Origin of the sequence: Streptomyces sp. NPDC006487, from assembly GCF_042870555.1 — a bacterium.
Classification (GTDB): domain Bacteria; phylum Actinomycetota; class Actinomycetes; order Streptomycetales; family Streptomycetaceae; genus Streptomyces.
The window spans coordinates 249,656-273,920 of sequence record NZ_JBIAHN010000005.1; the positions used below are offsets into that span (position 1 = coordinate 249,656).

Annotated in this window: 22 protein-coding genes; 16 read left to right on the forward strand and 6 right to left on the reverse strand. The window is 71.9% G+C overall.

Annotated elements, in window-relative coordinates:
- The first annotated feature begins 51 nt into the window (after nt 1-51).
- Nucleotides 52-1,686 (forward strand): phospholipase D family protein, encoded by a 1,635-nt coding sequence (locus ACFYM0_RS10595; protein ID WP_388499004.1) that lies wholly within the window; start codon nt 52-54, stop codon nt 1,684-1,686.
- An 18-nt stretch (nt 1,687-1,704) separates the two neighbouring features.
- Here the strand turns inward: ACFYM0_RS10595 and ACFYM0_RS10600 are convergent, their stop codons facing one another.
- The 3 genes from ACFYM0_RS10600 to ACFYM0_RS10610 are packed head-to-tail and all read right to left on the reverse strand — an operon-like array spanning nt 1,705 to nt 3,414.
- Entirely contained in the window at nt 1,705-2,289 is a 585-nt protein-coding gene (locus ACFYM0_RS10600) for a hypothetical protein (RefSeq protein WP_388499007.1), read from the reverse strand.
- 1 nt (nt 2,290) lies between these two features.
- Nucleotides 2,291-2,833 (reverse strand): hypothetical protein, encoded by a 543-nt coding sequence (locus ACFYM0_RS10605; RefSeq protein ID WP_388499010.1) that lies wholly within the window; start codon nt 2,831-2,833, stop codon nt 2,291-2,293.
- Entirely contained in the window at nt 2,812-3,414 is a 603-nt protein-coding gene (locus ACFYM0_RS10610) for a metallophosphoesterase (RefSeq protein WP_388499012.1), read from the reverse strand. The genes ACFYM0_RS10605 and ACFYM0_RS10610 overlap by 22 nt, the downstream gene beginning before the upstream one ends.
- On the opposite strand from ACFYM0_RS10610, the gene ACFYM0_RS10615 reads away from it, so the two are divergent.
- On the forward strand, nt 3,301-3,813 hold the full coding sequence (locus ACFYM0_RS10615) for a DoxX family protein (protein WP_388499015.1): 513 nt from the start codon (nt 3,301-3,303) through the stop codon (nt 3,811-3,813). The two genes, ACFYM0_RS10610 and ACFYM0_RS10615, sit on opposite strands and share 114 nt — an antisense overlap.
- A gap of 41 nt (nt 3,814-3,854) precedes the next feature.
- Here the strand turns inward: ACFYM0_RS10615 and ACFYM0_RS10620 are convergent, their stop codons facing one another.
- Nucleotides 3,855-4,487 (reverse strand): pyridoxamine 5'-phosphate oxidase family protein, encoded by a 633-nt coding sequence (locus ACFYM0_RS10620; protein WP_388499019.1) that lies wholly within the window; start codon nt 4,485-4,487, stop codon nt 3,855-3,857.
- A 234-nt stretch (nt 4,488-4,721) separates the two neighbouring features.
- Here ACFYM0_RS10620 and ACFYM0_RS10625 point away from each other — a divergent pair, with 234 nt between their 5' ends.
- The 6 genes from ACFYM0_RS10625 to thpD all read left to right on the forward strand — a co-directional run bounded on the left by ACFYM0_RS10625 (nt 4,722) and on the right by thpD (nt 11,897).
- Nucleotides 4,722-6,722 (forward strand): hypothetical protein, encoded by a 2,001-nt coding sequence (locus ACFYM0_RS10625; protein WP_388499021.1) that lies wholly within the window; start codon nt 4,722-4,724, stop codon nt 6,720-6,722.
- 4 nt (nt 6,723-6,726) lie between these two features.
- On the forward strand, nt 6,727-8,205 hold the full coding sequence (locus ACFYM0_RS10630; protein WP_388499024.1) for an ABC transporter substrate-binding protein: 1,479 nt from the start codon (nt 6,727-6,729) through the stop codon (nt 8,203-8,205).
- Between the two features lie 331 nt (nt 8,206-8,536).
- A complete protein-coding gene (ectA, locus tag ACFYM0_RS10635; protein ID WP_388499027.1) occupies nt 8,537-9,115 on the forward strand; it encodes a diaminobutyrate acetyltransferase in 579 nt (192 codons plus the stop codon).
- An 80-nt stretch (nt 9,116-9,195) separates the two neighbouring features.
- On the forward strand, nt 9,196-10,464 hold the full coding sequence (ectB, locus tag ACFYM0_RS10640) for a diaminobutyrate--2-oxoglutarate transaminase (protein ID WP_388499029.1): 1,269 nt from the start codon (nt 9,196-9,198) through the stop codon (nt 10,462-10,464).
- Nucleotides 10,465-10,505: 41 nt separating this feature from the next.
- Nucleotides 10,506-10,910, forward strand: coding sequence for an ectoine synthase (locus ACFYM0_RS10645; protein WP_388499031.1), 405 nt, complete (start codon nt 10,506-10,508; stop codon nt 10,908-10,910).
- A gap of 84 nt (nt 10,911-10,994) precedes the next feature.
- Entirely contained in the window at nt 10,995-11,897 is a 903-nt protein-coding gene (thpD, locus tag ACFYM0_RS10650) for an ectoine hydroxylase (RefSeq protein WP_388499033.1), read from the forward strand.
- Nucleotides 11,898-11,984: 87 nt separating this feature from the next.
- Here the strand turns inward: thpD and ACFYM0_RS10655 are convergent, their stop codons facing one another.
- Complete coding sequence (locus ACFYM0_RS10655) at nt 11,985-12,377, reverse strand: hypothetical protein (protein WP_388499035.1); 393 nt, start codon at nt 12,375-12,377, stop codon at nt 11,985-11,987.
- A 531-nt stretch (nt 12,378-12,908) separates the two neighbouring features.
- Here ACFYM0_RS10655 and ACFYM0_RS10660 point away from each other — a divergent pair.
- The 3 genes from ACFYM0_RS10660 to ACFYM0_RS10670 all read left to right on the forward strand — a co-directional run bounded on the left by ACFYM0_RS10660 (nt 12,909) and on the right by ACFYM0_RS10670 (nt 15,648).
- Nucleotides 12,909-13,622 carry a S8 family serine peptidase gene (locus ACFYM0_RS10660; RefSeq protein WP_388499036.1) on the forward strand — a complete coding sequence of 238 codons (714 nt, stop codon included), beginning with the start codon at nt 12,909-12,911 and terminating at the stop codon, nt 13,620-13,622.
- Nucleotides 13,623-13,876: 254 nt separating this feature from the next.
- A complete protein-coding gene (locus ACFYM0_RS10665) occupies nt 13,877-15,055 on the forward strand; it encodes a lipase family protein (protein ID WP_388499037.1) in 1,179 nt (392 codons plus the stop codon).
- Between the two features lie 179 nt (nt 15,056-15,234).
- Nucleotides 15,235-15,648: a rodlin gene (locus ACFYM0_RS10670; RefSeq protein WP_388499039.1), complete on the forward strand. Its 414-nt coding sequence runs from the start codon at nt 15,235-15,237 to the stop codon at nt 15,646-15,648.
- A 150-nt stretch (nt 15,649-15,798) separates the two neighbouring features.
- Here the strand turns inward: ACFYM0_RS10670 and ACFYM0_RS10675 are convergent, their stop codons facing one another.
- Nucleotides 15,799-16,257: a GNAT family N-acetyltransferase gene (locus ACFYM0_RS10675; RefSeq protein WP_388499040.1), complete on the reverse strand. Its 459-nt coding sequence runs from the start codon at nt 16,255-16,257 to the stop codon at nt 15,799-15,801.
- A 260-nt stretch (nt 16,258-16,517) separates the two neighbouring features.
- Here ACFYM0_RS10675 and ACFYM0_RS10680 point away from each other — a divergent pair, with 260 nt between their 5' ends.
- The 5 genes from ACFYM0_RS10680 to ACFYM0_RS10700 all read left to right on the forward strand — a co-directional run bounded on the left by ACFYM0_RS10680 (nt 16,518) and on the right by ACFYM0_RS10700 (nt 24,160).
- On the forward strand, nt 16,518-17,792 hold the full coding sequence (locus tag ACFYM0_RS10680; RefSeq protein WP_388499043.1) for a peptidoglycan-binding protein: 1,275 nt from the start codon (nt 16,518-16,520) through the stop codon (nt 17,790-17,792).
- A 355-nt stretch (nt 17,793-18,147) separates the two neighbouring features.
- On the forward strand, nt 18,148-18,726 hold the full coding sequence (locus ACFYM0_RS10685; protein WP_388499044.1) for a class I SAM-dependent methyltransferase: 579 nt from the start codon (nt 18,148-18,150) through the stop codon (nt 18,724-18,726).
- A 23-nt stretch (nt 18,727-18,749) separates the two neighbouring features.
- Nucleotides 18,750-19,541 (forward strand): class I SAM-dependent methyltransferase, encoded by a 792-nt coding sequence (locus ACFYM0_RS10690; protein WP_388499046.1) that lies wholly within the window; start codon nt 18,750-18,752, stop codon nt 19,539-19,541.
- Between the two features lie 42 nt (nt 19,542-19,583).
- Nucleotides 19,584-20,234, forward strand: coding sequence for a DUF6308 family protein (locus tag ACFYM0_RS10695; RefSeq protein ID WP_388499049.1), 651 nt, complete (start codon nt 19,584-19,586; stop codon nt 20,232-20,234).
- Nucleotides 20,235-21,004: 770 nt separating this feature from the next.
- A complete protein-coding gene (locus ACFYM0_RS10700) occupies nt 21,005-24,160 on the forward strand; it encodes an amino acid adenylation domain-containing protein (RefSeq protein WP_388499052.1) in 3,156 nt (1,051 codons plus the stop codon).
- Nucleotides 24,161-24,265: the final 105 nt, after the last annotated feature.

A 24,265-nucleotide genomic window follows, 5' to 3' on the forward strand; every position in this document is an offset into this window, starting at 1 on the left:
TCCCGAGTGGAAAGGTGGGAAGCGGGTACCCGTGCAGGAGGAGGTCCCACCATGCCCGCCTCGGACTGGCTCCTGGCACCTGGAGAACGCGGCAATGCGGCCACCCGGCTGGAGCATCGCCGGGCGGACGGGAGCGCGTGGTCCGAGGGCAACGAGGCCCGTCCGCTCGTCCACGGCGCCACGTACTTCGCCGAGCTCCTCGCACGGGTCCGGGCGATGCGCGCCGGCGACCAGATCCTGTTCACCGACTGGCGCGGCGATCCCGACGAGCGCCTCCGCGGACCCGGTACGGAGATCGCGGCCGTACTGGGTGCGGCGGCGGGGCGCGGTGTCATCGTCAAGGGCCTGCTGTGGCGCTCCCATCTGGACGGCTTCCGGTTCAGCGAGGAGGAGAACCGGTCCCTCAGCGAGGACCTGGAGGCGGCGGGCGGTGAGTGCCTGCTCGACCTGCGCGTGCGGCCCGGCGGCTCGCACCACCAGAAGATGGTGGTGCTGCGGCACCCGGGCAGCCCGGAACGCGATGTCGCCTACGTCGGCGGGATCGATCTCTGCCACAACCGCAACGACGACGCCGACCACCGCGGGGACCGTCAGTCGATGCCCCTGGCACCCCGGTACGGTCCGCACCCCCCGTGGCACGACGTCCAGCTCGCCCTGAGCGGGCCGGTCGTCGGCGACGTCGAAGCCGTCTTCCGCGAGCGCTGGGAGGATCCCGCGCCGCTGAGCCGCAGTCCGCTGATGCGCCTGCGCGAACTGCTGGCCCGGGAGGACACCCACGCGGACGCGCTGCCGCCGCAGGAGCCCGATCCCCCGCCGTGCGGCACGCACGCCGTCCAGGTGCTGCGCACCTATCCGAACCGTCTGCTGCGGGGCTACCCCTTCGCCCCCGACGGCGAGCGCAGCATCGCCCGGGCCTACCTCAAGGCGCTGAAGCGGGCCCGTACGCTGATCTACGTGGAGGACCAGTACCTGTGGTCCCCTCGCGTCGTGGACTGCTTCGCCCAGGCCCTGCGTACGTGCCCCCGGCTGCGGCTGGCCGCCGTGATCCCCTCCGTTCCGGAGCAGGACGGCTTCCTCAGCGGGCCCATGAACCTGATCGGACGGATCACCGCCCTGGAGGAGCTGCGCCGCGCCGGAGGTGACCGGGTCGCGGTGTACGGCCTGGAGAACCATGCCGGGACCCCCGTCTACGTGCATGCCAAGGTGTGCGTGATCGACGACGTCTGGGCCGCCGTCGGGTCCGACAACGTCAACATGCGGTCGTGGACGCACGACTCCGAGCTGAGCTGCACCGTCCTCGACCGGGCCGCCGATCCGAGGCCGCCGAACGACCCCGGCGGACTCGGAGACGGGGCCCGTCCGTTCGCGCGGGAGTTGCGCCTGGAGCTGATGCGCGAGCACCTCGACGCGGGTGACGGGGAGGAAGCGCGGCTGGCGGCGGACGGACTGCCGGCGGATGTGCTGTGCGATCCGTCGGCCGCGTTCGACCGATTGGGCGAAGCCGCCGCGGCGCTGGACGCCTGGCACGCGGCCGGGTGCCGTGGCCCGCGTCCTGCGGGGCGCCTGCGCCGCTACGTCGCTCCGCGGCTGCCGACCGTCCGGCGCCTGCTCGCGACCCCGCTGCACCATGCCCTGGTGGACCCCGACGGCCGCCCCGCCAGGATGCGGCTCCGCGGCGGTTTCTGACACTGCGGTTCACCGCGCTCAGGTCTTGAGCAGGCGGTTGAAGAAGGAGCGGTAGTGCTGCAACGCCTGCCGCAGGTCCTCCGTCTCCACTTCCTCGCCCCGGCCCCACTGGGCCTCCAGCTCCTGCTTGTGCGCGGCGAAGGTGCCGGCCAGGGTCTGCATGACTTCGGCCACCAGGGTGTCCGCGGACCTGACCGCGTCCTGGGGATCGTCGACGAAGCGGCCCTGGATGTCGCTCCACGACTGCCGGAACTCCTGCGTGTCGGAGGCACCGAGGAGGGGCTCGGAGTCACCCTCGGGAGCTCCGCCGGGGGGCGCGTCCGCTCCGGCCGGGGCGACCGTACGGTCTTCCTCCGGGGGCGGGGTGACCTCGTCGCGCATCTCGTGGTCCCCGTAGCCCTCGCGGTTCCCGTAGCCCTCGCGGTCCTCGCTGACTTGCGGGTCCTCACGGCCCTCGGGGGTCTCGCGGACCGCTCGGTCCTGGGTGGCCTCGCCCGGGTACACCGGGGCCGCCGATTCGTCATGGGTCACGGGGCGTGCCAGGTCTTCCGTGGTCAGGCCGGTTTCGGTGGTCCGGCCCTCGTTGTCCGCACGGTTCTCCATGTCACCGGTTCCTTTCGTCCGTCAGCAGCTCCGTGAAGAGGGCGCGGTAGTGCACCATCGCTCCCCGGAGTTCCTCGGTGGTCGCCCGCCCGTCGGCGCTCCGTACCTTGACGTCGTGGGCGGAGCGGTAGTGGTCCAGGGTGCCCGCGTGTTCGACGGACAGGTGGCTCAGTTGCCGGCCGTAACCGTCGGTCGGGTATCCGCGCTCGCTCATCAAGCGGGACACCAGCTCGTCGGCCTCGGCCACGGAGCCGTCCGGCCGGTCCACGAAGTGTTCCTGAACGGTGGTCCACTCGTCCGCGTACTGGCGCCGCCGCTCGGCGGGGAGCTCCTTGAGGTCAAGCCGGTCGTGCCGCTGCTCGCGGGCGCGCAGTTCGCGCTCCGCGGCCAGGGCGCCGCCCTTCTCCTCGACGGTCCGCTCGTACTCGGGCCCGAAGCGGTCGCGAAGGTGACGCCGGCGCGCCAGCACGGTGAAGGTCACGGTCAGCGCCACGACCACCACAACGGCCGCAACGATGATCGCTATGAGTGTGTTGGTAGACATTGCTGCCTCCATCCAGGGCTTCCACAGGGTCGTCGCCCCCTTCGGCTACCCGCTGGGAGAAGGCCAAACCTGCACGCGTCGCATATGCCGCGCCCGGCGACGCCGCAGGTCCGCCGTTCGCCGGGCGGACGGTTCACCTCTTCCACCTGCCGACCGAATGGCAGCACCTCGCTGGTGACGCCATGGGCGCGGTGTCCCTGCTGCTCGCCCTGCTCAAGAACTCCGAACGCCGGGCCGGGCACGCGGTCCTGCGCAAGCTGGACGCCATTGCCAACGCCTGCCTTCATCTCCGGTTCGCCGAACTCGCTGCCGCTGCGCCCGGAGAAGCCGCCGCAGAAACCCTTGGTCCCTGCGACGCCCACGGTCGTACCGGCGAGGCGCAGGGCGACTCCGTCGCCCTCCAAGACGTGGACGCCCGCCGCCTTCAGCTCCCGGGTGACCTCCTCCTGCCGGTCGCTCTGGTAGTCGTGGTTCCCGAGGACCGCGACGACGGGCACCGCCAGCCCGGCGACCTCCGCGGCCACGACCCGCGCCTCCGCCGGGGTGCCGTGCCGGGTGAGGTCGCCGGCCAGCAGCAGCACGTCCGCACAGGCGTGGGCTTCACTCCGGGCAGGCGCAGCGCCATCGCCGCCGGAATCGGCGAGGCGGGTGGCGGAGCCCTGCTCGCGCTGGGTCTGGCCACCCCGGCGGCGGGCGCGGCCGCGGCCGGTGCCATGGCAGGGGCCGTCGCGGTCCACGCTCCCGCCGGCTTCTTCGCCCAAGGAGGCGGCTTCGAGTACCCGGCACTGCTCGGCACCGTCGCCGCCTGTCTCGGCGTCACCGGGCCGGGGCGCATCTCCCTGGACCACGTCAGCCGCCACCGGCTCGACCGGCCCGCCGTCATCGTGGTGGCGTTCGCCCTCAGCGCGGTCGCCGCCACCGTCGTCGTCAAACGGCGCGTCGCCGCGATGGAGGCCCGGGCCGGAGGCGGCGAGGACTGATCCGGCCCGCCCGCGGCGGACGGCCCGACGGCTCCGCTCCCTCAGATGTACATGTTCTTCTCGTCGTACGAGGGCCCGTAGTAGCGCTCCAGGTCCTCCAGGGACTCCTGCGTGCGCTCCAGGCTCTTGGAGATCCTGGCCCTCGACGGAGCCGCCCCGGGGTTCCAGGTCTCCGGCTTCCACAGGGCGGAGCGTACGAAGGCCCGGGAGCAGTGGAAGTAGACCTGCTCGACCTCGACGAGGAGGGCGAGCGTGGGGCGGTGCCCCTTGACGGTGAGGTCGTCGAAGAAGGGCGCCTCGCGCAGCAGCCGGGCCCGGCCGTTGACGCGCAGGGAGTCGCCGCGGCCCGGGATCAGGAAGAGCAGACCGACGTGGGGGTTGCCGAGGACGTTGTGGTAGCCGTCCGCCCTGCGGTTCCCCGGGCGGTCCGGGATCACGAGGGTGGTGTCGTCGAGGACCTTGGCGAAGCCGGGCGGATCGCCCTTGGGCGAGACGTCGCAGGTGCCGTCGGCGGCGGAAGTGGAGATCAGGCAGAGCGGTGACAGGGCGAGCCACTGCCTGTGATGGTCGTGCAGGGTCTGCCGCTCCTTGCCGACCGCCACCGCGGAGGGTTCGCCGAGCAGCTCGCGCAGCTCCCGCTCGGTGCCGATCTCCTCGAACGCCTGTGTGTCCACTGCCCGCCCCCGCCTCCCGGGCGGCCGGTGCGCCGCCCCCTGCTGCGACTATGCCACGGGCGTCCGTGGCAGAAGGTCGGCCCGGGCAGGCCCGAAGACCGGTCCCGACGAGCAGGCCCGAAGACCGGTCGCGATGACCGGAATCGAATCAAGAGGCGGAAACCCCTGTCTGACTCCGGCTCCGGATGGCAGGCTCTAGTCCTCGAAGCGTCGTCCTGGGGGGGATCACACGTCATGGAGCCGGGTACGGGCATGGGCCTGCGGGGCCGCAGCGGCATCCTGTCGCTGGTCGACGCGTGCCTGAAGGAGAACCCGGCGGCCGAACGGCCCCTGACCATGCTCCTCGGCCCGGCCGGCAGCGGTGCCAGCGAGGCGCACAGCGCGCTCATGGAGCGCTTCGGGCCCGACTACCCGTTCGCCTTCGTCAACTTCGGCGGGGCCCAGTCCCTGCTGCCGCGCTACGCCCTGGGACTCCTGGCCCGCCAGCTCGAGCGCAAGCTGCCCCGCTACGGCCGCTCCCACTTCCCGCTGCTCAGCCTCGGCCTGCTCGCCTCCGACCAGGAGCTGCGCATGCGCAACCTGATGGAGGGCAGGCGGGCGGTGCAGCGCCAGCTCGACCGGTTCCAGGAAGAGAACGAGGCGCGGCACGGCGACTACCTGGCCGCCTTCTTCGAAGTGGGCATGGGCGCGGTCGGCATGCCCGAAGGCGCCTCCAGCGCCGCGCTCGCCCTCTTCCAGGACGCCCTGCGGCGCGGCCGCCGCACCGTGCCCGGCCTGCTCGGCGGCCGGCTGGGCAACCGGCTCACGTCCGGGGCCCACTGGTACGGACGCCACCCCATGACCCGCAGCGCGGACCCCATGGAGGCTCTCGTGGAGCTCAACCTGTGGCGCCACGAAGGCGACGAGAACGAACAGGAGCGGCTCGACCTGGTCCTCTTCTCGGCCTTCCTCGAGGATCTCAGACGCAACACCGCCCGCAATTTCATGCCCCGCTCCTACCTGCTCCTCCTGGACAACTCCCACACGGAGTACGGCCGCCACTTCCTGGACCTGTTACTGCGTTCCCGGCACGACCAGACCGTCGTCGCCGGACACGACAGCGATCCGCTGACCGTGGTCGCCAGCTCCAACCGCTGGCTGCCCCGCTGGGGTCCGGCCACCGGGGACTCCTGGCCCTGGCAGTTGCGCGGCCCCGACCGGGCCTCCCTGGCCGACTGGCACGCCCACCGGCCGCCCCGCGACAGCGAGGACAGCTGGTGGTACCCGCTGCGCCTGCGCGACCTCAACCTGGACGAGGTGCGGATCCGGATTGAGCTCCAGCTCGGCGGGAACAGCGACCTGGCCCCGCTGACCCGTCTCACCCCCTTCGTGCACCGGCTCACCGGAGGGCTGCCGCGCGCCGTCCACCAGGTGCTCGACGTACTGCGCCAGGCCGGGGCGCTCCCGGACTCGGGCCCCCAGCAAGACCGTTGGCTGCGCACCCTGCCCGACCGGCCGCTGCGCACCGGGGAGAACTCCGCCACCCTCGCCGACACCGCCCTCGGGCATCTCCTGCGCGATTTCGACGGGACCCAGCGCGCGGCCCTGGCCGAATGCTCCGCCGCCCGGGACTTCTCCGTGGCCACGCGGCTGCTCAGCACCGACGACTCCCTGTTCGGCGAGGTCCGGGCGCGCTGGCTCCTGACCGGACCCGTCGCCATGGTCCCCGTACTCCACCCGTGGCTGCGCCGGCTGCTCCTGTGGCGGCTCGCGGCACGCCCCGAGGGGTGGGAGGCCGCGCACGAACTCCTCGCGGAGCACTACCGCTACGAGGGCAAGCCGGTCCAGGAGATGTACCACCAGCTCGCCCGCGGGCGGACCGAAGAGGTCACCGCCCACCTGACGCGGCGATTCACCGCCGTGCCGGCCGCGCAGTGGATCTCCGAGTTCGATGCGATCACCTCCGCTCCGAACCGCCTCCCCGCGGGCAGCGGGCCGCTGGAGCTCCTCTCCGGGCTCGTTCCGCGCCGGCCCGGGCGGGTGATGGACACCGAGTCCGTGATCCACACGCTGGTGACCACCCGCTGGGTGTGGACCGATCCGCTGGCCGACCCCGCCATGCGGCTGGGGAACCTGATCGCCGACGGCTACACCCAGCTGTCCCAACTGCGGAGGAACGACATCGTGGCCCTGTTCAACGAGGCCGAGCGGTACCGGCTCTGGCGCGATCCCCAGACCGCGGGCTGGGAGGGCTGAGCACGTGCCCAGACTCGAGTGGCCCCTGCACGTCGTACGGCGCGTCGCGCTGGCCACCGCGGCGGCCGTCACTCTCGTGGCCGCGCTCTGGCTGGGCGTGGGCTGGCTCCAGGACCGCCAGGCCAGGTGCGCCGACGGGGTCGTCGAACGGGGACCGGACCACGAGTGCGTGGGCGTGAGCGACGGCTCCTACGTCTTCGCTCCGCACCTCGACGCCGTCAGCGCGAAGATCGAGGCGGAGAACCGCCGGGTACTCGCCCAAGCGGACAAGGAACCGTACGTCAGCGTCGCCTACTTCACCTCGTTCACCACCAGCGCCGCGGACAGCAACTCCGCCGAGGGCGTCCGGCACGAACTCCAGGGCGCGTACCTGGCCCAGTACCGGCACAACCAGGGCGACTTGGCCGCGACCCCCAAGATCAGGCTGCTGATAGCCAATCCGGGCAGCAAGTCCGCGCAGTGGAAGCACACCGTCGACGCGCTGATCGCCCGCAAGGACTCCCCGGACCGGCTCGTCGCGGTGGCCGGCCTCGGCCCCAGCACCAACGAGAACCTCGCGGCCATCAAGCGATTCTCCGAGAACGGCATCGCCATGGTCGGCGCCACCATGACCGCCTCGGACATCAAGGACATCAACGGCTTCGTCCGGATCGCCCCGACCAACGAGGACCAGGCGTACGCGGGAGCCGCCTACCTCAAACGGCGCGGTGTCACCACCGGCGTCGTCATCCAGGACGTGGCGCAGGGAGACCTCTACTCCACCACCCTCGGCAAGGCCTTCACCAAGGCGTTCCATGACGGGGGCGCACACAAGCTCGTCGCCGAGAGCATGACGTACGACTCCTCCGTCAGCAGCGCCTGGCAGAACGAACTGCGTTACATGCCGAACCAGTTGTGTCAGCAGCGACCACAACTGGTCTATTTCGCGGGCCGCGGCCTGCACCTGACCCGGTTCCTCGACGCGCTCGCCAACCGCAGCTGCACCGAGCAGAAGTTCACCGTGTTCACCGGGGACGACACGACCAACCTGAGCCCCGAACAGCTCGCCCGCGCCGCCGAAACGGGCATCGAGGTCCTCTACACCGGCCTCGCCCACCCCGACATGAACCGCGCGGCGCCGCAGGCGGTGTCCGCACCCTCCGCGAGGAACTTCCAGCCGGGCGGACTGATGGACCAGTGGTTCCCGCAGGATCCCCGCGAGGACGGCGGGGCCCTGATGGGCCACGACGCGGTCCTCGCGGCGGCCCACGGCATCCAGATGGCCGCCCGCTGGCAGGGCGAGGTGGCCGGCGACGCGGTGGCCCGGATGTTCCACCAGATGGACGGCACCCAGCAGGTGGCCGGGGCCAGCGGATTCGTCTCCTTCCAGAACAACGGCAATCCGCGCAACAAGGCCGTCCCGATCCTGCGCCTCAACGCCAAGGGCCAGGTGGAGCTCGTCGAAGTCTCCGCGGCGGAGGGCAAACCGCCACAGGGACAGTGAAGCGCCGGACAGGGCGGGGCAGGGCGCGGCGGGGCAGGGCAGGCCCGGCCCCGCCCTGTCACATCTCACCGCGCAGCCGTGATCGAAACCCCCGACCAGCCGAGGAAGACGTCACACTCGAGCGGAAAACGTGAGACAGGGCAAAGACGTTATCCGCTCGTTATAAATTCGAGGGTCGGGTGGAGATATCCACATATTTCAGGAAACATCGGCCGCGTTGCCCCTGCATTCCTGATCCCTGGAGGACGCCTCCACCTATCACGATCAGCACCCCCTTCGTAACCCCTTGGGCCCGTGCAATCCGCTCCGTCCCTGGGTAACTTCGGCCCGCATGACTGCTCATGCAGAACTGGCCCATTACCGGAAGACCCCGCCGTCCACTCCGTCCACTCCGTCCGCTTCGACCAGCTCGATCACCTCGACCACTCGCATCGACCGCCCCCGCCCCGGTGACGGCCGCCTCCTGTGGCGCCTCGCCCGCGATTCGAGGACGCTGGACCTCAACTCGGCGTACAGCTATCTGCTCTGGTGCCGTGACTTCGCCGGCACCTCCGCGGTGGCCCGCGACTCGTCCGGGCGTCCCGTCGGATTCGTCAGCGGATACCTGCGGCCCGACAGCCCCGAAACCCTGCTCGTCTGGCAGATCGCCGTCGACGAATCCGTCCGCGGCCTGGGCATCGCCGGGGCCCTGCTCGACGGCCTCTCCGCCCGGGTGGCGGCGGAGCACGGACTGAGCTCCCTGGAGACCACCATCTCCCCCGGCAACCTCGCGTCGGAGCGCCTGTTCGCCTCGTACGCCGCACGGCACGGCGCCACGCTCACGCGCAGCGTGCTGTTCGCCCCGGAGGAATTCCCGGACCGCGGGTACTCCCCGGAGGTCCTGCACCGCATCGGGCCGCTCCACTTCTGATCCCGGGCCGGACATCTCGCGCCGAACTCCTGGCGCCGAACGCCCCGTACGCACCACCCCACGCTCATTGGAGATTCCCCTTGACCATGACCGAGCCGCTCCTGTCCGTCTTCGAGACCATGGAGTCCGAGGTGCGCAGCTACTGCCGTGCCTGGCCCGTCGTCTTCGAGCGCGCCTCGGGAAGCCGGCTGTACGACGAACACGGCTCCGGCTACCTGGACTTCTTCGCGGGCGCCGGTTCCCTGAACTACGGCCACAACAACCCCGTCCTGAAGCGGGCCCTGCTCGACTACCTGGAGCGGGACGGCATCACGCACGGGCTCGACATGGCGACGACCGCCAAGAGGGCCTTCCTCGAGACCTTCCGGTCCCACGTCCTCGAACCGCGCGCACTGAACTACAAGGTGATGTTCCCGGGGCCCACCGGAACCAACGCCGTCGAGGCGGCGCTCAAGCTGGCGCGGAAGGCCAAGGGCCGCGAGTCGGTCGTGTCCTTCACCAACGCCTTCCACGGCATGTCGCTCGGCTCCCTCGCCGTCACGGGCAACGCCTTCAAACGGGCCGGCGCCGGCGTCCCCCTGGTCCACGGCACCCCGATGCCCTTCGACAACTACCTCGGAGGCAAGGTCCCCGACTTCCTCTGGTTCGAGCGGCTGCTCGAGGACCAGGGCTCCGGCCTCAACCACCCGGCGGCCGTCATCGTCGAGACGATCCAGGGCGAAGGCGGGATCAACGTGGCGCGCGCGGAATGGCTCCGCGCCCTCGCGGACCTGTGCCGGCGCCGCGACATGCTGCTGATCGTCGACGACATCCAGATGGGCTGCGGCCGGACCGGCGAGTTCTTCTCCTTCGAGGAGGCGGGCATCACACCCGACATCGTCACGCTGTCGAAGTCCATCAGCGGCTACGGACTCCCCATGTCCCTGTGCCTGTTCAAGCCCGAACTGGACCTGTGGGAGCCGGGCGAGCACAACGGCACCTTCCGCGGCAACAACCCGGCCTTCGTCACCGCGACGGCCGCCCTGGAGACCTACTGGGGCGACGGCGTCCTGCGCGAGCGGACCCTCGTCCAGGGCGCGCAGATCGAGAGCGCGCTGCGCGAGCTCTGCGGCGAACACGCCCGGCCGGGCGCGACGTACCGGGGTCGCGGCCTGGTCTGGGGCCTCGAGTTCGCCCACAAGGAGCGCGCTGCAGCAGTGTGCCAGAGGGCTTTCGAGCACGGGCTCCTCGTCGAGACCTCGGGCCCCGTGGGCGAGGTCGTGAAGCTGCTCCCGCCGCTCACGGTCACCGGCGACGAACTCGACGAGGGCCTCGGCATCCTCGCCCGATCCGTCCGCGAAACCGCCTGACCGGCACACCGCCACCCGCCACCCACACGAAGGGCACCACCATGATCGTCCGATCGTTCCGGGACCTCGAGGGAACCGACCGCCACGTCAGGGCGGCATCCGGCACCTGGGAGAGCAAGCGCATCGTCCTGGCCGGGGAACGCGTCGGCTTCTCCCTGCACGAGACCGTCCTGTACGCCGGCACCGAGACGTCCATGTGGTACGCGAACCACGTGGAGGCCGTGGTCTGCACGCAGGGCGAGGCCGAGCTCACCGACGAGGAGACGGGCCTGACGTACACGATCACGCCGGGAACCATGTACCTCCTCGACGGCCACGAGCGGCACACCCTGCGCGTGACGCACGAGTTCCGCTGCCTGTGCGTCTTCAACCCGCCCGTGACCGGCCGGGAGGACCACGACGAGAACGGCGTGTACCCGCTGCTCACCGAGCCCGACCGCGGCTGACGTACGCGAGAACGCACGGACCAGAACGCACAGACCAGAACGCACGGACCACAGAAGATCCAGAGAGGAGAGGCAGGCACCGCCATGACCTCCGCACCCACACGCACGGTGAACGACCTGTATCCGACCCGGGGCCCCGAGGAGGTGCTCACCGGCCGCGCGGACCCCGTCGTCTGGTCCGAGCCCGGTACGCCGGGCCCGATATGGGCCCACGAGCTGGAGAGCTACGAGCGCGACGGGTTCCTGTCCGTCGAGGAACTCATCGCGCCCGACGAGACGGAGGTGTGCCGGGCCGAGATGGACCGGCTGCTCCGTGACCCCTCGACGCTGGCCGACGACCGGTCCATCGTGGAGCCGAAGTCCCGGGAAGTGCGCTCCGTCTTCGAAGTCCACCGGATCAGCGAGGTGTTCGCGGCCCTCGCCGCAGATCCGCGCGTCGTGGGGCGCGCGCGGCAGATCCTGGGCTCCGAGGTGTACGTGCACCAGTCCCGGATCAACGTCAAGCCGGGTTTCGGCGCCAGCGGCTTCTACTGGCACTCCGACTTCGAGACCTGGCACGCGGAGGACGGTCTGCCGCACATGCGCACCGTGTCGGTGTCCATCGCCCTGACGCCGAACTACACCACCAACGGCGGCCTGATGATCATGCCCGGCTCCCACCGGAGCTTCCTGGGCTGTGCCGGTGCGACGCCGAAGGACAACTACAAGAAGTCCCTCCGGATGCAGGATGCGGGCACCCCGTCGGACGAGGCACTGACCACGTTCGCCTCGGCCTGCGGCATCAAGCTCTTCACCGGCAAGGCCGGCTCGGCCACCTGGTTCGACTGCAACGCGATGCACGGGTCGGGTGACAACATCACGCCCTACCCGCGCAGCAACGTGTTCCTCGTATTCAACAGCGTCGAGAACCGCCCGTCGAAGCCCTTCGCCGCCCCGGTGCGCCGACCCGGGTACATCGCCTCGCGCGACTTCACCCCGCTGCGCTGACGCCTCCGCACGGGCCCAGCCCGACCCGGCACCTGCCGGCCCGACCCGGCACCTGCCGGGCCGGGCCGGGTCCGTCCGCCCGCCCGGCTACGCGGTGGGCGTGATGGTCAGGATGTTCCCGGTGATGCGCGCGACGAGCCGCATCGCGAATCCGTTGTCGGTGAGGGTGTCGACGGACTCCTTCGGGCCGTCCGGGGCGTCGGCGATGGCGAGTTGCGCGGAGATCCACTTCTTCTGCCGTGCGGTCGCCTTTCCGTCCAGCACGATGTCCGCACACTCCGCCAGGGTGGTCGCGACCTTCTCCGACGTCGAGTTCAGGGCCATGCACTCGACGCGATGCGCCCGGCCGTCGTCATCGCTGTTCGCCCGCACCCAGAGCGTGAACCCCTCCGGAAGGATCCGCTTGGCCTCGTACGGTCCCTGCCCGTAGCGGCCCGAACGGTGAACCTCCATGCCCCACCGCCCGGCGACCTTGCTCATGATCACATCAGCGCCGGGACCGGGGAACGGCGGAGAGCTGAACGACTCCGTCGGCGAGGGTGAGGGCGTGGCGGACACGGACGGCGACGGGTCAGGGGTGGCTGCCGACTTGTCCGACTGGCCGTCACCGTCCGTGCAGCCGCTCAGCAGAAGCACCGAAGCCGTTAGCAGGAGGCCGGCCGCACGTGTGCGGAGCGGGATGTCTGCTGATCCGGTCCGGCTGTTGTGGTCGCTCATGGGGCCGCACCTTAGCCCGATCAGCCGAAGCCCCGCGCTCCGAGCTGCGCGTACGTACCGGCCAGGTGCTGGGTGTCGCGCCGCCGGCGCGGGGCTGCCGGGACCCCTACCGGGGTCTGCGGTGCTGCGTAGACTCCACCCGCATGACTGCGGGGATGGGCGCATCGGTGCTGGTCGGACGGGATGCGGAGATTCGGGCGATGCGTTCCGCGCTGGCCCGGCCGCCCGCCGTGGTGCTGATCGAGGGCGAGGCCGGGATCGGCAAGACGCGGCTCGTGCGCGCTCGACGACGCCGTGGCCGGAGTCATCAGCGCGGGCATCCCGGTGGCCGTCGCCGCGGGCAACGACGGCAAGGACGCGTGCAACACCAGCCCGGCTCGGCTGCCCGCGGCCATCACCCTCGGCTCCACCGACAGCAACGACGCCCGTTCCGGCTTCTCCAACTACGGCTCCTGCCTGGACCTGTTCGCCCCCGGCGGCTCCATCGTCTCCACCAAGATGGGCGGGGGCACGCAGACGATGAGCGGCGCCTCGACGGCCACTCCGCACACGGCGGGAGCAGCGGCGATCCACCTCTCGGCGCACCCCGACGCCACCCCGCAGCAGGTGCGCGACGCGCTCGTGGACAACGCGCAGTCGGGTGTGGTGACCGGGGCCGGTTCGGGATCCCCCAACAAGTTCCTGAACGTGACGAAGCCCGGCACGCCCACCCAGCCCGGTGAGCCGGTCGCGGACTTCGCGGCCCAGTGCTCGGCTTCGGCCGCCTCCTGCTCCTTCTACACCTCGGCCTCCAAGGACTCCGACGGCTCGATCGCCTCGTACAGGTGGAAGTTCGGCGACTCCACCACGGGCGCCGGCGCCACCGTCGCCCACCGCTACCCGGCCGGGCAGCGCGGCTACACCGCCGAGCTGACGGTGACCGACAACTCGGGTCTGACCGGGACCGCTTCGCGCCGCATCGACTGCTACGGCTTCGGTACCGGCCAGTCCCTCTGCTGCGTCTCCTGATCCTTCCCTCACGCAGACGGCGACCCGGCCCTCCCCCTCCCCGGGGAGGGCCGGGTCGCGCGCGCCGCCACCGCCGGCCGACCGGCCGGAGAGCATGGACGTTGAAAGCGAACGCGGCTAGCGTCTCGCGCATGGACCCGGAGCGTTCCGCACGGCCCAGCAACATCCATACGCCGCGCAGCTGTTACGGACGCGGCAATCGTGCGGCAAGGCCGGTCCGGGCAGTCCGCTGGGCCGCCGTCGGTGTGATCGCCGTGGCACTGACACTGTCGGGCTGCACCCGCAACGGTGGGCACCAGGTCCCCGAGCGACCGACCGTGTCGGCACCCGTGCCCGAGGGCGACGCGTTCTACGACCCGCCGAACCCGCTGCCCCCGGGCAAGCCCGGCACTGTGATCCGCCAACGCCCGTACGCGCCGCCGGAAGCGAAGCTGACGCTGCCGTCGCGCACCTTTCTTGTGATGTACCTGAGCACCGGAACCGACGGCGAGCCGGTGGCCGCGAGCGGGCTGGTGACCGTTCCCGACGGCCCCGCACCCGCGGGCGGACGGCCCGTCGCCGCCGTGGACCACGGCACCATGGGCATCGGCTCGGCGTGCGCCCCGTCCCGCATGCCCGCCTTCGCCGGCCTGGAGGACGGCAGCTCGGTCGCGAAGCTCCTCGCGCGCGGTTTCCTCGTCGTGCAGCCCGACTACATCGGACTGGGGGTGACCGGGGTCAGACACCCGTACCTGAATGGCAGGTCCGCCGCGTACGCCACCCTCGACATGCTCCGCGCCGCCCGCGGGATCGACCCCGGGGCGGGCGCGACCGCGCTCGTCTACGGTGGATCGCAGGGCGGGCACGCGGCTTTGTGGAGCGCGCACCACGCCGCCGAGTACGCCCCGGACATCGACCTCAAGGGTGTGGTCGCCAACGCACCGGCGGTCGGATTCGAGTGGATGCCCGCCCTGTTCGCGGCGCAGAACGAGACCGCCACCCCCTACACCGGGATCCTGCTGACGCTCATCGACGGGGCCTCGGCGGCCGACCCGGCGGTCAAGCCCGCCGACCTCCTCACCCCCGCGGGCCTGGCCGCGGCGGAGCGAGTCTGGACACAGCCCTGCATGGCCGGCGACTCCGATCTCCCGCCCGCGACCGACATCCTCCGGCCCGGCGCCGATCTGGGACCGCTCAACGCCGCCCTCAAGGCCAGCGCCACGGGTGAAGTCGCCGTCAAGGTGCCCGTGCTGTTGCCGCAGGGCGGAAACGACGTGCTGAGCAACCTCAACCAGACACTCGCCCGGGAACTGTGTGACAAGGGGGTCAGTCTGGAGTTCGCGTACTACCCCGACCAGGGGCACACCATCAGCGACGGCCCGCTGGACGATGCCATCGCCTGGATGGACGCCCGGCGCACCGGTACCCCGATGGGCGCGACCTGCGTGTTCTGAGCGGGCGCGCGTCGGCGGTGCGCTCCGGCGGGGCGAAGTGCGGTGTGCCGGCCCGTCCGTCGAGCGGGTCCGTCCTGCGTGCAAACGGGTGACTTACCGCCACGTGTGCCGGCCACAGGCGTTCCCAGGGCGGAACAACCAACGGGTACCGCCCCGCTCCAACGAAGGATTTCCAGGTAATGCTGAAGAAGATGATGGTCACCGCAGTCACCACGGCCGCCGCGATCGGCGCCGGCGGCGCCATGGCCGCTCCGGCCATGGCCATCGGCAATGACAACGGGATCAACACCGTCAACGGCAACGGTGCCGTGCAGGCGTACGGCAACCAGAAGACCCACGGCGCGATGAGCCCCCAGCTCTCCGCGGTCCAGGGCACGCTGAACAAGCCGTGCATCGGTCTGCCGGTCAAGGTCAACGCGCAGTCGCTCGTCGCCATCCTCGCGAACGTGGGCGTCCAGGACATCAACGTCCTGTCCAACCCGCAGAACCAGCAGTGCACCGAGAACTCCACCCAGGCCAAGGGAGACGAGGCGCTCTCCCACATCCTGGACAACATCCCGGTCCTGTCGGGCAACCTGTCGGCCGGAAGCTGACGGCCCCGCCTCAGACCGACTGACCCGGCCCGGCCGCGGACGCCTGCACGAGCGCTCCGCGGCCGGGCCGTCGGCCGCCCGGGACCCGGCCGGTCCGGAACACGGCCGGTCCGGGCCCCGGCCGTCCGGCCCTCGGGCGACGCCCTTCGATCAGCTGGCCGGAGCCATGTCGTAGGTGACCCACATCGTACGAGTGGCCACTTGGTCGTACTTGGCCCGGGCGCGGTGGTTGTCGTCGGCCGTGATCCAGCGGACGACGCTCCAGCCGCGTTCGGCGGCGATCTCGCCCAGGGCCGCGAGCAGCCGATCGGCGGCGCCGGATCCGCGGTGTGCGGGGTCGACGAACAGGTCGTCCAGGTACCCGCCGGTGGTGGCCGACAGGGGACGGGCGAACGGACGGTAGTGCGCCAGGCCGATCAGCCGGCCGTCCCCGTCCTCGGCGACGAGGGCGTTCACTTCGTGGGCAGGGTCGTTCACCCACGTCCACACGCGTGCGGCGGCCTCCTCTGTCTGCTCGACCCGGTAGAAGTCCGCGTAGCCGCGGTACAGGGCGCGCCACTGCGGGAAGTCCGCGTCGCGGACCGCGCGGACGGTGATGGTGGTCGACATGATGCGTACTTTCGTCGTCGGGAAGGGGCTTCGGCAAAGGATCATGCCCGGCCCGCCCGATCCCCGGCATCGCCCGAATGTCGAATCCCGCGCTCCCCCGGGGACGCCGCGTCCATTTCCAGGACCGCCGCGCCGAGTACGGCCCGGCGGCCCGTCCGACATGCCGGACATCGCCGCGCGGGATCTGAGCCCCTCCCGGCCCACCATGGAGCATGATCGACTTAGGTATTTATGCCCCTACATGGAGGGATTTGCCACTCATGCCCCTGATCGCCTTCACCGAGATACGGCCCGCGGCGGACTGCCCCTGCCCCGGGTGCCGTTCCGAGCGCCGCTCCACCGCCGCCCGGCACACGCCGCGCGGGCGGGTCCGGGCACTGGCCGTCGCCACCGTCGCCGGAGCGTGCGGCCTGGCCGTCACACCGGGGATCGCCGCAGCCGCACAGGCCGTCGAGACGGGGCGCACCCCGTTCCCCGACGGCACGCAGTCCACTCCGCAGGGACCGTCCGGCCCACTGGTGCGGGACTCGGCGAAGCGCCTGGGCGCGCCGGGGGCCGCCACCGCGGCCGCCGCGACCACCACCACCCGTGCGGACATCATGCGCCGGGCACAGCAGTGGGTCGACGCGCAGGTTCCGTACAGCATGAACGCCTACCGCAACGGCTACCGGACGGACTGCTCCGGCTTCGTGTCGATGGCCTGGGGCCTCGGTTCCAACCAGTGGACCGGCAGCCTGGACCGGTTCGGGCAGCGCATATCCACGTCCGAGCTGCGGGCCGGCGACATGCTGCTGTTCCACAACCCGTCCGATCCGGGCGCGGGATCCCATGTGGTGCTCTTCGGCGGCTGGGCCGACGGGTCCATGACGCGTTACACCGCCTACGAGCAGACCCGGCCGCACACCCTGAAGCGCACGAACCCGTACGCGTACTGGAACAACTCCTCGCGCTACGTCGCCTACCGCTACACGGGCCTGCGCGAAGGCGGTGGCGGGGAGGGTACCGGCGCGTTCCCCGGGGCGCGCGCCTTCGGCCCCGGAGCCGACAACGCCCACGTCACCCGGCTCGGCGAGATGCTCGTGGCGCGCGGCGGCGGCCGCTTCTACGCCTCCGGGCCGGGACGCGTGTGGGGCCCCGCGGACCAGGCCGCGACCAAGGCCTTCCAGGAGGCGCAGGGGTGGCGCGGTGCCGAGGCCGACGGGATCCCGGGGCCGGCCACCTGGGCCCTGCTCACCGGCGGCAAGGGGCGGAACATTCCCTCCGCGGGCGACGGATCCGCGACCGGCCCCGCCTTCCCCGGCAGGCAGTACTTCCGCCCCGGTCAGGCCGATGACCACGTGACCCGACTGGGCCGCCGCCTCGTGGAGCGCGGCTACGGGCGGCACTACTCCGCAGGTCCCGGGCCCCGTTGGTCCGAAAGCGACCGGCGCAACGTGGAAGCCTTCCAGCGGGCACAGGGCTGGCGCGGCGCGGAGGCGGACGGGTACCCGGGCCCGGAGACCTGGCGCCGCCTCTTCGCCCCGACCGGCCGCTGACCCCGTTCAGGGCTCCACCCACTCCCTCCGCGCCCTCCCCGCCCCTCCCCCGCGACGTCCGCGGCGCGGGGGGCGGGGAGGCCGTACCGGCCGCGACCACGTCAGATCCCGGCCGGTACGTGTCCGCCGCCGGGGGGCTGGGGAACCTCCGCGATTCGGCCAAGGTCCCTTTGCGTCAGTGCCGTTGCGGGAGACGGGTCGGTGTAGTTCCCACCGTCCGCCGCGCCCGCCGTTCCGGGATTTCCCGGCCGTCCGAAAAACGTGCGTTCGAAGGACCGGGGCCGTCGTTGACCTCACGACAGCATCCGAACGCCGAGCCAGGGGCACCGATGAGCGCATCCCGCGAAGGAGCTTCATGACGGGCACCTCGACCGCCGCGTACTGGGATCCCTTCTGGGCCCAAGGCCGCCGGTACCGCCGGCTCGACGACCCGGAGACACGGCTGCTCGACGCGCACCTCGGACCCGGCCGGGGACGGCCTGCCCTCGACATCGGCTGCGGCGACGGAGCCTTGACCCGCCACCTCCACCACCAGCTGGGATACCGGGCCACCGGGATCGACTGCTCCCCGAGCGCCCTCGCACTCGCCGCCGCCCGGGATTCCGCGGACGGGCCCGGACCGCTGTGGAGATGCGCCGACATCGGGGCCGGCGGCCTGAGCGCCTTGCCGGAGCCCGCGTACCCGGCCATCACCTGCCGCCTGGTCTACCGGTGGCTCGACGACAAGGGGGCGTTCGTCCACCGCGTCCGCCGTCTCCTGGTACCCGGCGGGGTCTTCTGGGTGGTCGCCGAGATCGCCGGCCGCCGGAAGGACACCGACCCGTTGCAAGGCCTCGGGATCAGCCCGGCCGAGGCCGAGCTCCTCACCGCGGGCTGGTCCGTCGTCCGGACCCACGACCTCGACGTACTCCGCTGCTACGCCCTGCGCCCCTGACCCGACCCACCCTGCTGGAGGACATGTTGATGGACGTCGAGGCGCGGACCGCCGAGATCTGGACCGCTTACGGGGCGCACCAGCTGACCGCGTGCCCGGACCTTCCGGAGATCGAGCGGTGGGACTGGGGCATCGCGGACACCGGGCCCGGCATCGAGAGCCTCGGGAACGTGAGGGGGCTTCGCGTCCTCGACCTCGGCAGCGGGCTGGGCCGCCATGCCGCACGCCTGGCCGCCCTGGGCGCCGAGGTCACCGCCGTCGATGCCTCCTCCACCCAGCACCAGCGCGCGGTCACCCGGTACCCGAGCACTCCCGGGCTCCGCTTCGTCTGCGCCGATGCCGTCTCCCACCTGCGGGACGCGGCCCCTTACGACCTGATCTACTCCGTCAACGGCCTGCCCTACCTGGACCCCCACCGGCTCCTTCCCGCACTGGCCAACGCCGTCAGGCCCGGCGGACGCCTCCTGTTCTCCGCGTTGCACACCAACTCCGCAGGCGCCGGCCCCTCGACGGCCGTCGCACCGCGCCCGGAGAACTTGCGACTTCCGGGCACCACCCGGACCCATCCCGTCCACATGTGGGTCCTCACCCCCCGACTGTGGGAGGACCTCCTGACCGGGCACGGCCTCACCGTGCGGACGATCACGGCGATCGACGCACCGCAGCCGGACAACGCCGCCTCCTACCGGCTGTACGAGGCCCTGCGCCCACCCCGGGCGCCGGGCCTTCCGCTCGGCCATCCACCCGCGACATCCCTCAGGACAGCCGACCACACCAGCGAACTGCGCGAGGATGCCGCTCAACCACCGGTCTGAACAGGGAGAGTTGCCATCACATCTGCCGGCTTCGCGCAGCGGTTGCGTGCGCTGCTGTCCACCGCGGACGCGGCCGCCGACCTCAGGCGGTACTTCAACGACGAGCTCGAGGGTGCCGCGCCCGCCTTCACCGGCTCCCGTTTCGAGCACCTGGACGGTGGGGGTGACCGGGCGGACATCGCCGACGTCGTCACTGCGGCAGACCTGATAGCCGTTCAGACGCTGTCCGTTCAGGTGCCGCCCGCGGCAGCACTTGCCTTGCTGGAGGGCCCCCTCGCCGGGGAGCTTTCCGTCCTGCTTGGCCGAATACCCACCGATCTCGAGATGGCGAACGCGGAGCCCGGGCTGCTGGAGCCCGGATCCCCGGCCGACCGGGCCTGGCACCTCCTCGAAGGGCAGAGGGGGCTGGGCTGGGTGACGACCAACAAGCTTCTGGCGCGCAAGCGTCCACGTCTTCTGCCGGTCTACGACCAGGTGGTGCGCTGCGCAGTCGGACGACCGCGGTCCTTCTGGCTGTCGCTGCAAGGCGCACTGGCCGCGGACGGCAACGCGCTGCACGAGCAGCTGCTCTCACTGCGGGACGGCGCCGGTGTACCGGGGACGGTCTCGGCCCTTCGGACCTGTGACGTAGTTCTGTGGATGAGCCATGCGGCAGGCCACAAGGAGAAGGATTGCGCGGGCGTACCAGCCTGACTCTCCCCACGCCCTCCGCATGCCACCCTGTTCAACGCAGCGTAACCATCACCACACCTGCACGGGAGGCTGCATCGCATCCCGACTTCTACGTTCCGGCCGCATCCGGCCTCCCCGCAGGCCCGGGGGTGGTGCAGAGGGTCTGCACCGGAACTCGGCCACCGGCTCCGCCCTGCCCGGCATCCGCCGGATGCCCTCCACCGGCCTCATCGGGACCGCCGGCGACCGCCAGGACGGCTCATCCGGCTGCCGCCACCAACACGGCATCCGTCACACTGCGTGCATCACGTCGCGGGTCTTCCGAACGGCTTCCCCGGGCCCTGCCCGGCCCGCCGTCCGACCGTTCATTTTCAGCCACTGACGATCCCTCAGGGGAAGCGCACCTAGGGATGTTTGGGCGGACGCCGGTACAGATCGGCGCACGCATGGGACCGATTCCGGGCTGCGGACGGCCCTTGACGGTGAATGGGCGTTGTGCGAATCTCTCGACAGGTCTGGACCAATTGTCTTCATCGGGCGGGGGCCCGAGCCACCGGATGTGCCGGGGAATCCCGGGATGCCCGTCGGTCCTGACCACTCACGGCCGTCGGCCGGTCCCCGGGGGAGGGCCGGACGCCACACAGAGGCCGGAACCTCAGCGAACCCGGGCTCCGCAGCCTGTCGTCGGCCTCCGAAGCCCCGACGTGCGGTAGCCCGTGCCCAATGCCGCGTCCGCACGCTCACCCGTGCTGCTCCTCCACCCTGCTCCCACGTCCTAAGTGAGCCGCCGAATGTCCGAAGTCCTCCCCCTGCCCGACCGCACCCCGGCCTCACCGGCCCAGCAGGGCGTCTGGCTCACCGATCGGCTGGGACTGGCCCGCGAGGCGTTTCACATGCCGGTGCGGATCTCCTTCGACCGGATCGACACGGCGGCGCTCGCCCGCGCCGTGGACGCTGTGACCGAGCGTCATCCGGCCCTGTTCGCCCGGCTGGTCGAGCGTGACGGCCAGGTGTGGCAGGAGCCCGCGGCGCGGCGGCCCGACCTGGTGTGCGTCGAAGCACCCGGGGACGAGGCCGACTTGGAGAAACGGCTCGAAGAGGAGGCCGCTCGTCCCTTCGTCCTGGAGACCGGCCCGCTCAGCCGCTTCACCTTGCACCAGCGCGCCGACGGCAGTGCCGAACTGCTGTTCACCGCCCACCACTCGGTCTTCGACGGAAACTCCAAGGACGTCCTGACCAGGGACCTCGCAGCCGCGTACCGCGGTGAGGCCCCCCTTCCCCCGGCCACCGCACCGGCGGCGCCGACCGCGCCGACCGCGCCGGCCGCGGATCCGGGCAGCGTCCAGAGGGCTGCCGAGTGGTACGGGCCGCGCTGGGCCGCCGCCACCGAGCCGGTGCTGCCCGGCGTATCGCGCACCCCGACCGTCGCCGGAGCGGGCGAGACGGTCGAATGGCGTCTCACCGGCGCCGAGGTCGCCGAGTTGGCCGCCGCAGCCGACCTCGGCGGTACCACGGTCTTCGAGTTCCTGCTCACGGCCCTGCACGGGCTGCTGCGCCGATACGGCGGCGAAGCGGTCCCGGTGTCCGTTCCGTTCTCCACCCGGACTCCCGAACTCCGTGACGAGATCGGCCTGTTCGTCAATGAGCTGCCCGTCCACGCGCCCGAGGACGACGCGTCACAGTCCTTCACCGCCTTCGCCGCCGCCGTCCGGGCCGAGTTGCGGGCCGGCTACCCGTACCGCAGCGTGCCCTTCGGCGCCGCCGTAGCCGCGCTGGGCCCCCGCGTCGGCCTGGCCGCGGTGTCGCTCGGATACCGCCGGCGCGGCCCGGACCCGGACTTCGCCGGCACTGGTGCCCGGATCGCCTGGGCCGTGCACAACCGCACCGCCCGCAACACCCTCCACCTCCAGGCCGTCGAAGCCCCCACGACCGGAGTCGCCCTCGACGGCGGCATCGACTTCAGCCTGCAGTACGACCCGGCCGTGCTGGCCCCGGACACCGCCCGCCGGATCGCCGGCCACTACAGCACCCTGCTCGCCGGCGCGGTCGCCGACCCCGGCGCCCGGCTGCTCGACCTGCCGCTCCTGGGCGCCGCCGAGTTCCGCGCCGTCACCAGCACGCCGAACGCCACCGCCCGCCCCTATCCGGCGGACCGGACCGTGCTCGACCTGATCCGCGCCCAGGCCGCCGCGACCCCCGAGGCGATCGCGGTCAGCGCCGCCGGCCGCCATGTGGGTTACCGCGAACTACTGTCCCGTGCCGACGAGTTGGCCGTGGCACTGCGCGCCGGCGGGGTCAGACCCGGCGACCTGGTCGCCCTCCACCTGGACCGTACCGCCGACCTGCCCGCCGCGCTGCTCGCCGTCCTCGCCACCGGCGCGGCGTACCTGCCGCTGGACCCCGGCTATCCGGCCGAGCGCCTCGCCCTCGTCCTGCGCGATTCCGGAGCCGTCCTGGTGCTCGCCGACCGCGAGCCCTCTCCCCTGGTCGCCGCCGCGGCTCCTGCCGTCCTACGGCTCCCGGCGCCGTCGGCGCAGGAACCGGCCGGGGCCGCCCCGGAGGCCACCCCGGAGGCCACCCCCGAGGCGGCCCCCGGTCCGGACGACGTGGCGTACGTCCTCTACACCTCCGGCTCCACGGGCCGCCCCAAGGGCGTCGCGGTCGGACACCGGGCCCTGGTGAACCTGCTCACCTCCTTCGCCGACCGCCTCTCCTCGGGCCCCCGGCACGCCTGGCTCGGCTTGACCTCGCTCTCGTTCGACATCTCCGCGCTGGAGCTCTACCTGCCGCTGATCACCGGCGGCCGCCTGGTCCTCGCCCCGGACGGCCTCGCCGTCGACGGACCCGGCCTGCTCGCGCTGATCGGCGCCGAGGGCGTCACCCACGTACAGGCCACCCCGTCCGGATGGCGGGTGATGCTCACGGCGGGGAGCGCGGCCGACGCGCTCGGCTCCGTCACCGGCCTGGCGGGGGGCGAGGCGCTGCCGCTGCCGCTCGCCCGTGAGCTGCGGGCGCGCACGGCCCGGCTGTTCAATGTGTACGGGCCCACCGAGACCACCATCTGGTCCACCTGCTCGGAACTCCCCTCCGCGCCCGAGCACGTCAGGATCGGCGCCCCGATCGCCAACACCCAGGTCTACATCGTCGACGAGCAGCTGAGGCCCACCCCGCTCGGCATCCCCGGAGAACTGCTGATCGGCGGGGACGGGGTCGCTCACGGCTACCTCGGCCGACCTGAACTCACCGCCGAACGCTTCGTGCAGAGCCCGTTCGGCCCGCCCGGCGCCCGGCTCTACCGCACCGGAGACCGCGCCGTCCGGACGCCCGACGGCGAACTCGAGTTCCTCGGCCGGATCGACGACCAGGTCAAGATCCGCGGCCACCGGGTCGAACTCGGCGAGATCGAGTCCGCCTTGCTCGAGCACCCGGCCCTGGCCCAGGCCGCCGTGGCCGTCCGCACCGAGGAAGACGGCGAGCCGTTCCTGGCCGGCTTCCTGGTCCCGGCCGCCGGCGCCCGGCCGCCCGCCCCCGCCGAACTGCGCGACCACCTGATGCGCACGCTGCCGGCCGCGATGGTCCCGCAGCGCTGGCTCACCATGGACCGTCTGCCCCTCACCCCGAACGGCAAGCTGGACCGGCGGGCCCTGCCGGTCCCGCCGCGCGAGGCTCCGGCGCCCCAGGCCGCCGACGCGGACGCCGGTGTCGACACCGACACCGATGCGGGCGACGAGACGACCGGAACGGTCCGCCGGATCTGGGCCGAGGTGCTGAACCTGCCCGACGTCGGCCCCGAGGATGACCTGTTCGATCTCGGCGGGCACTCGCTGACGGTGATCCAGATCGCCTCCCGAATCCGCGACGCGCTCGGCGTGGAACTGGACTTCGACGTGTTCTTCGACGTCCCGACCCCGGCCGGCATCGCCGCCGCCGTCCGCGAGCGCCTGTAGGCCCTGCGCCCCCGTACGCCGGGCACAGGCCACTCGGCCCTGCCCGGCCCGGCCCGGGCCGGGCCGGCCGCACTCTCCGATTCCCCCGCCTTCCCCCGCCTTCCT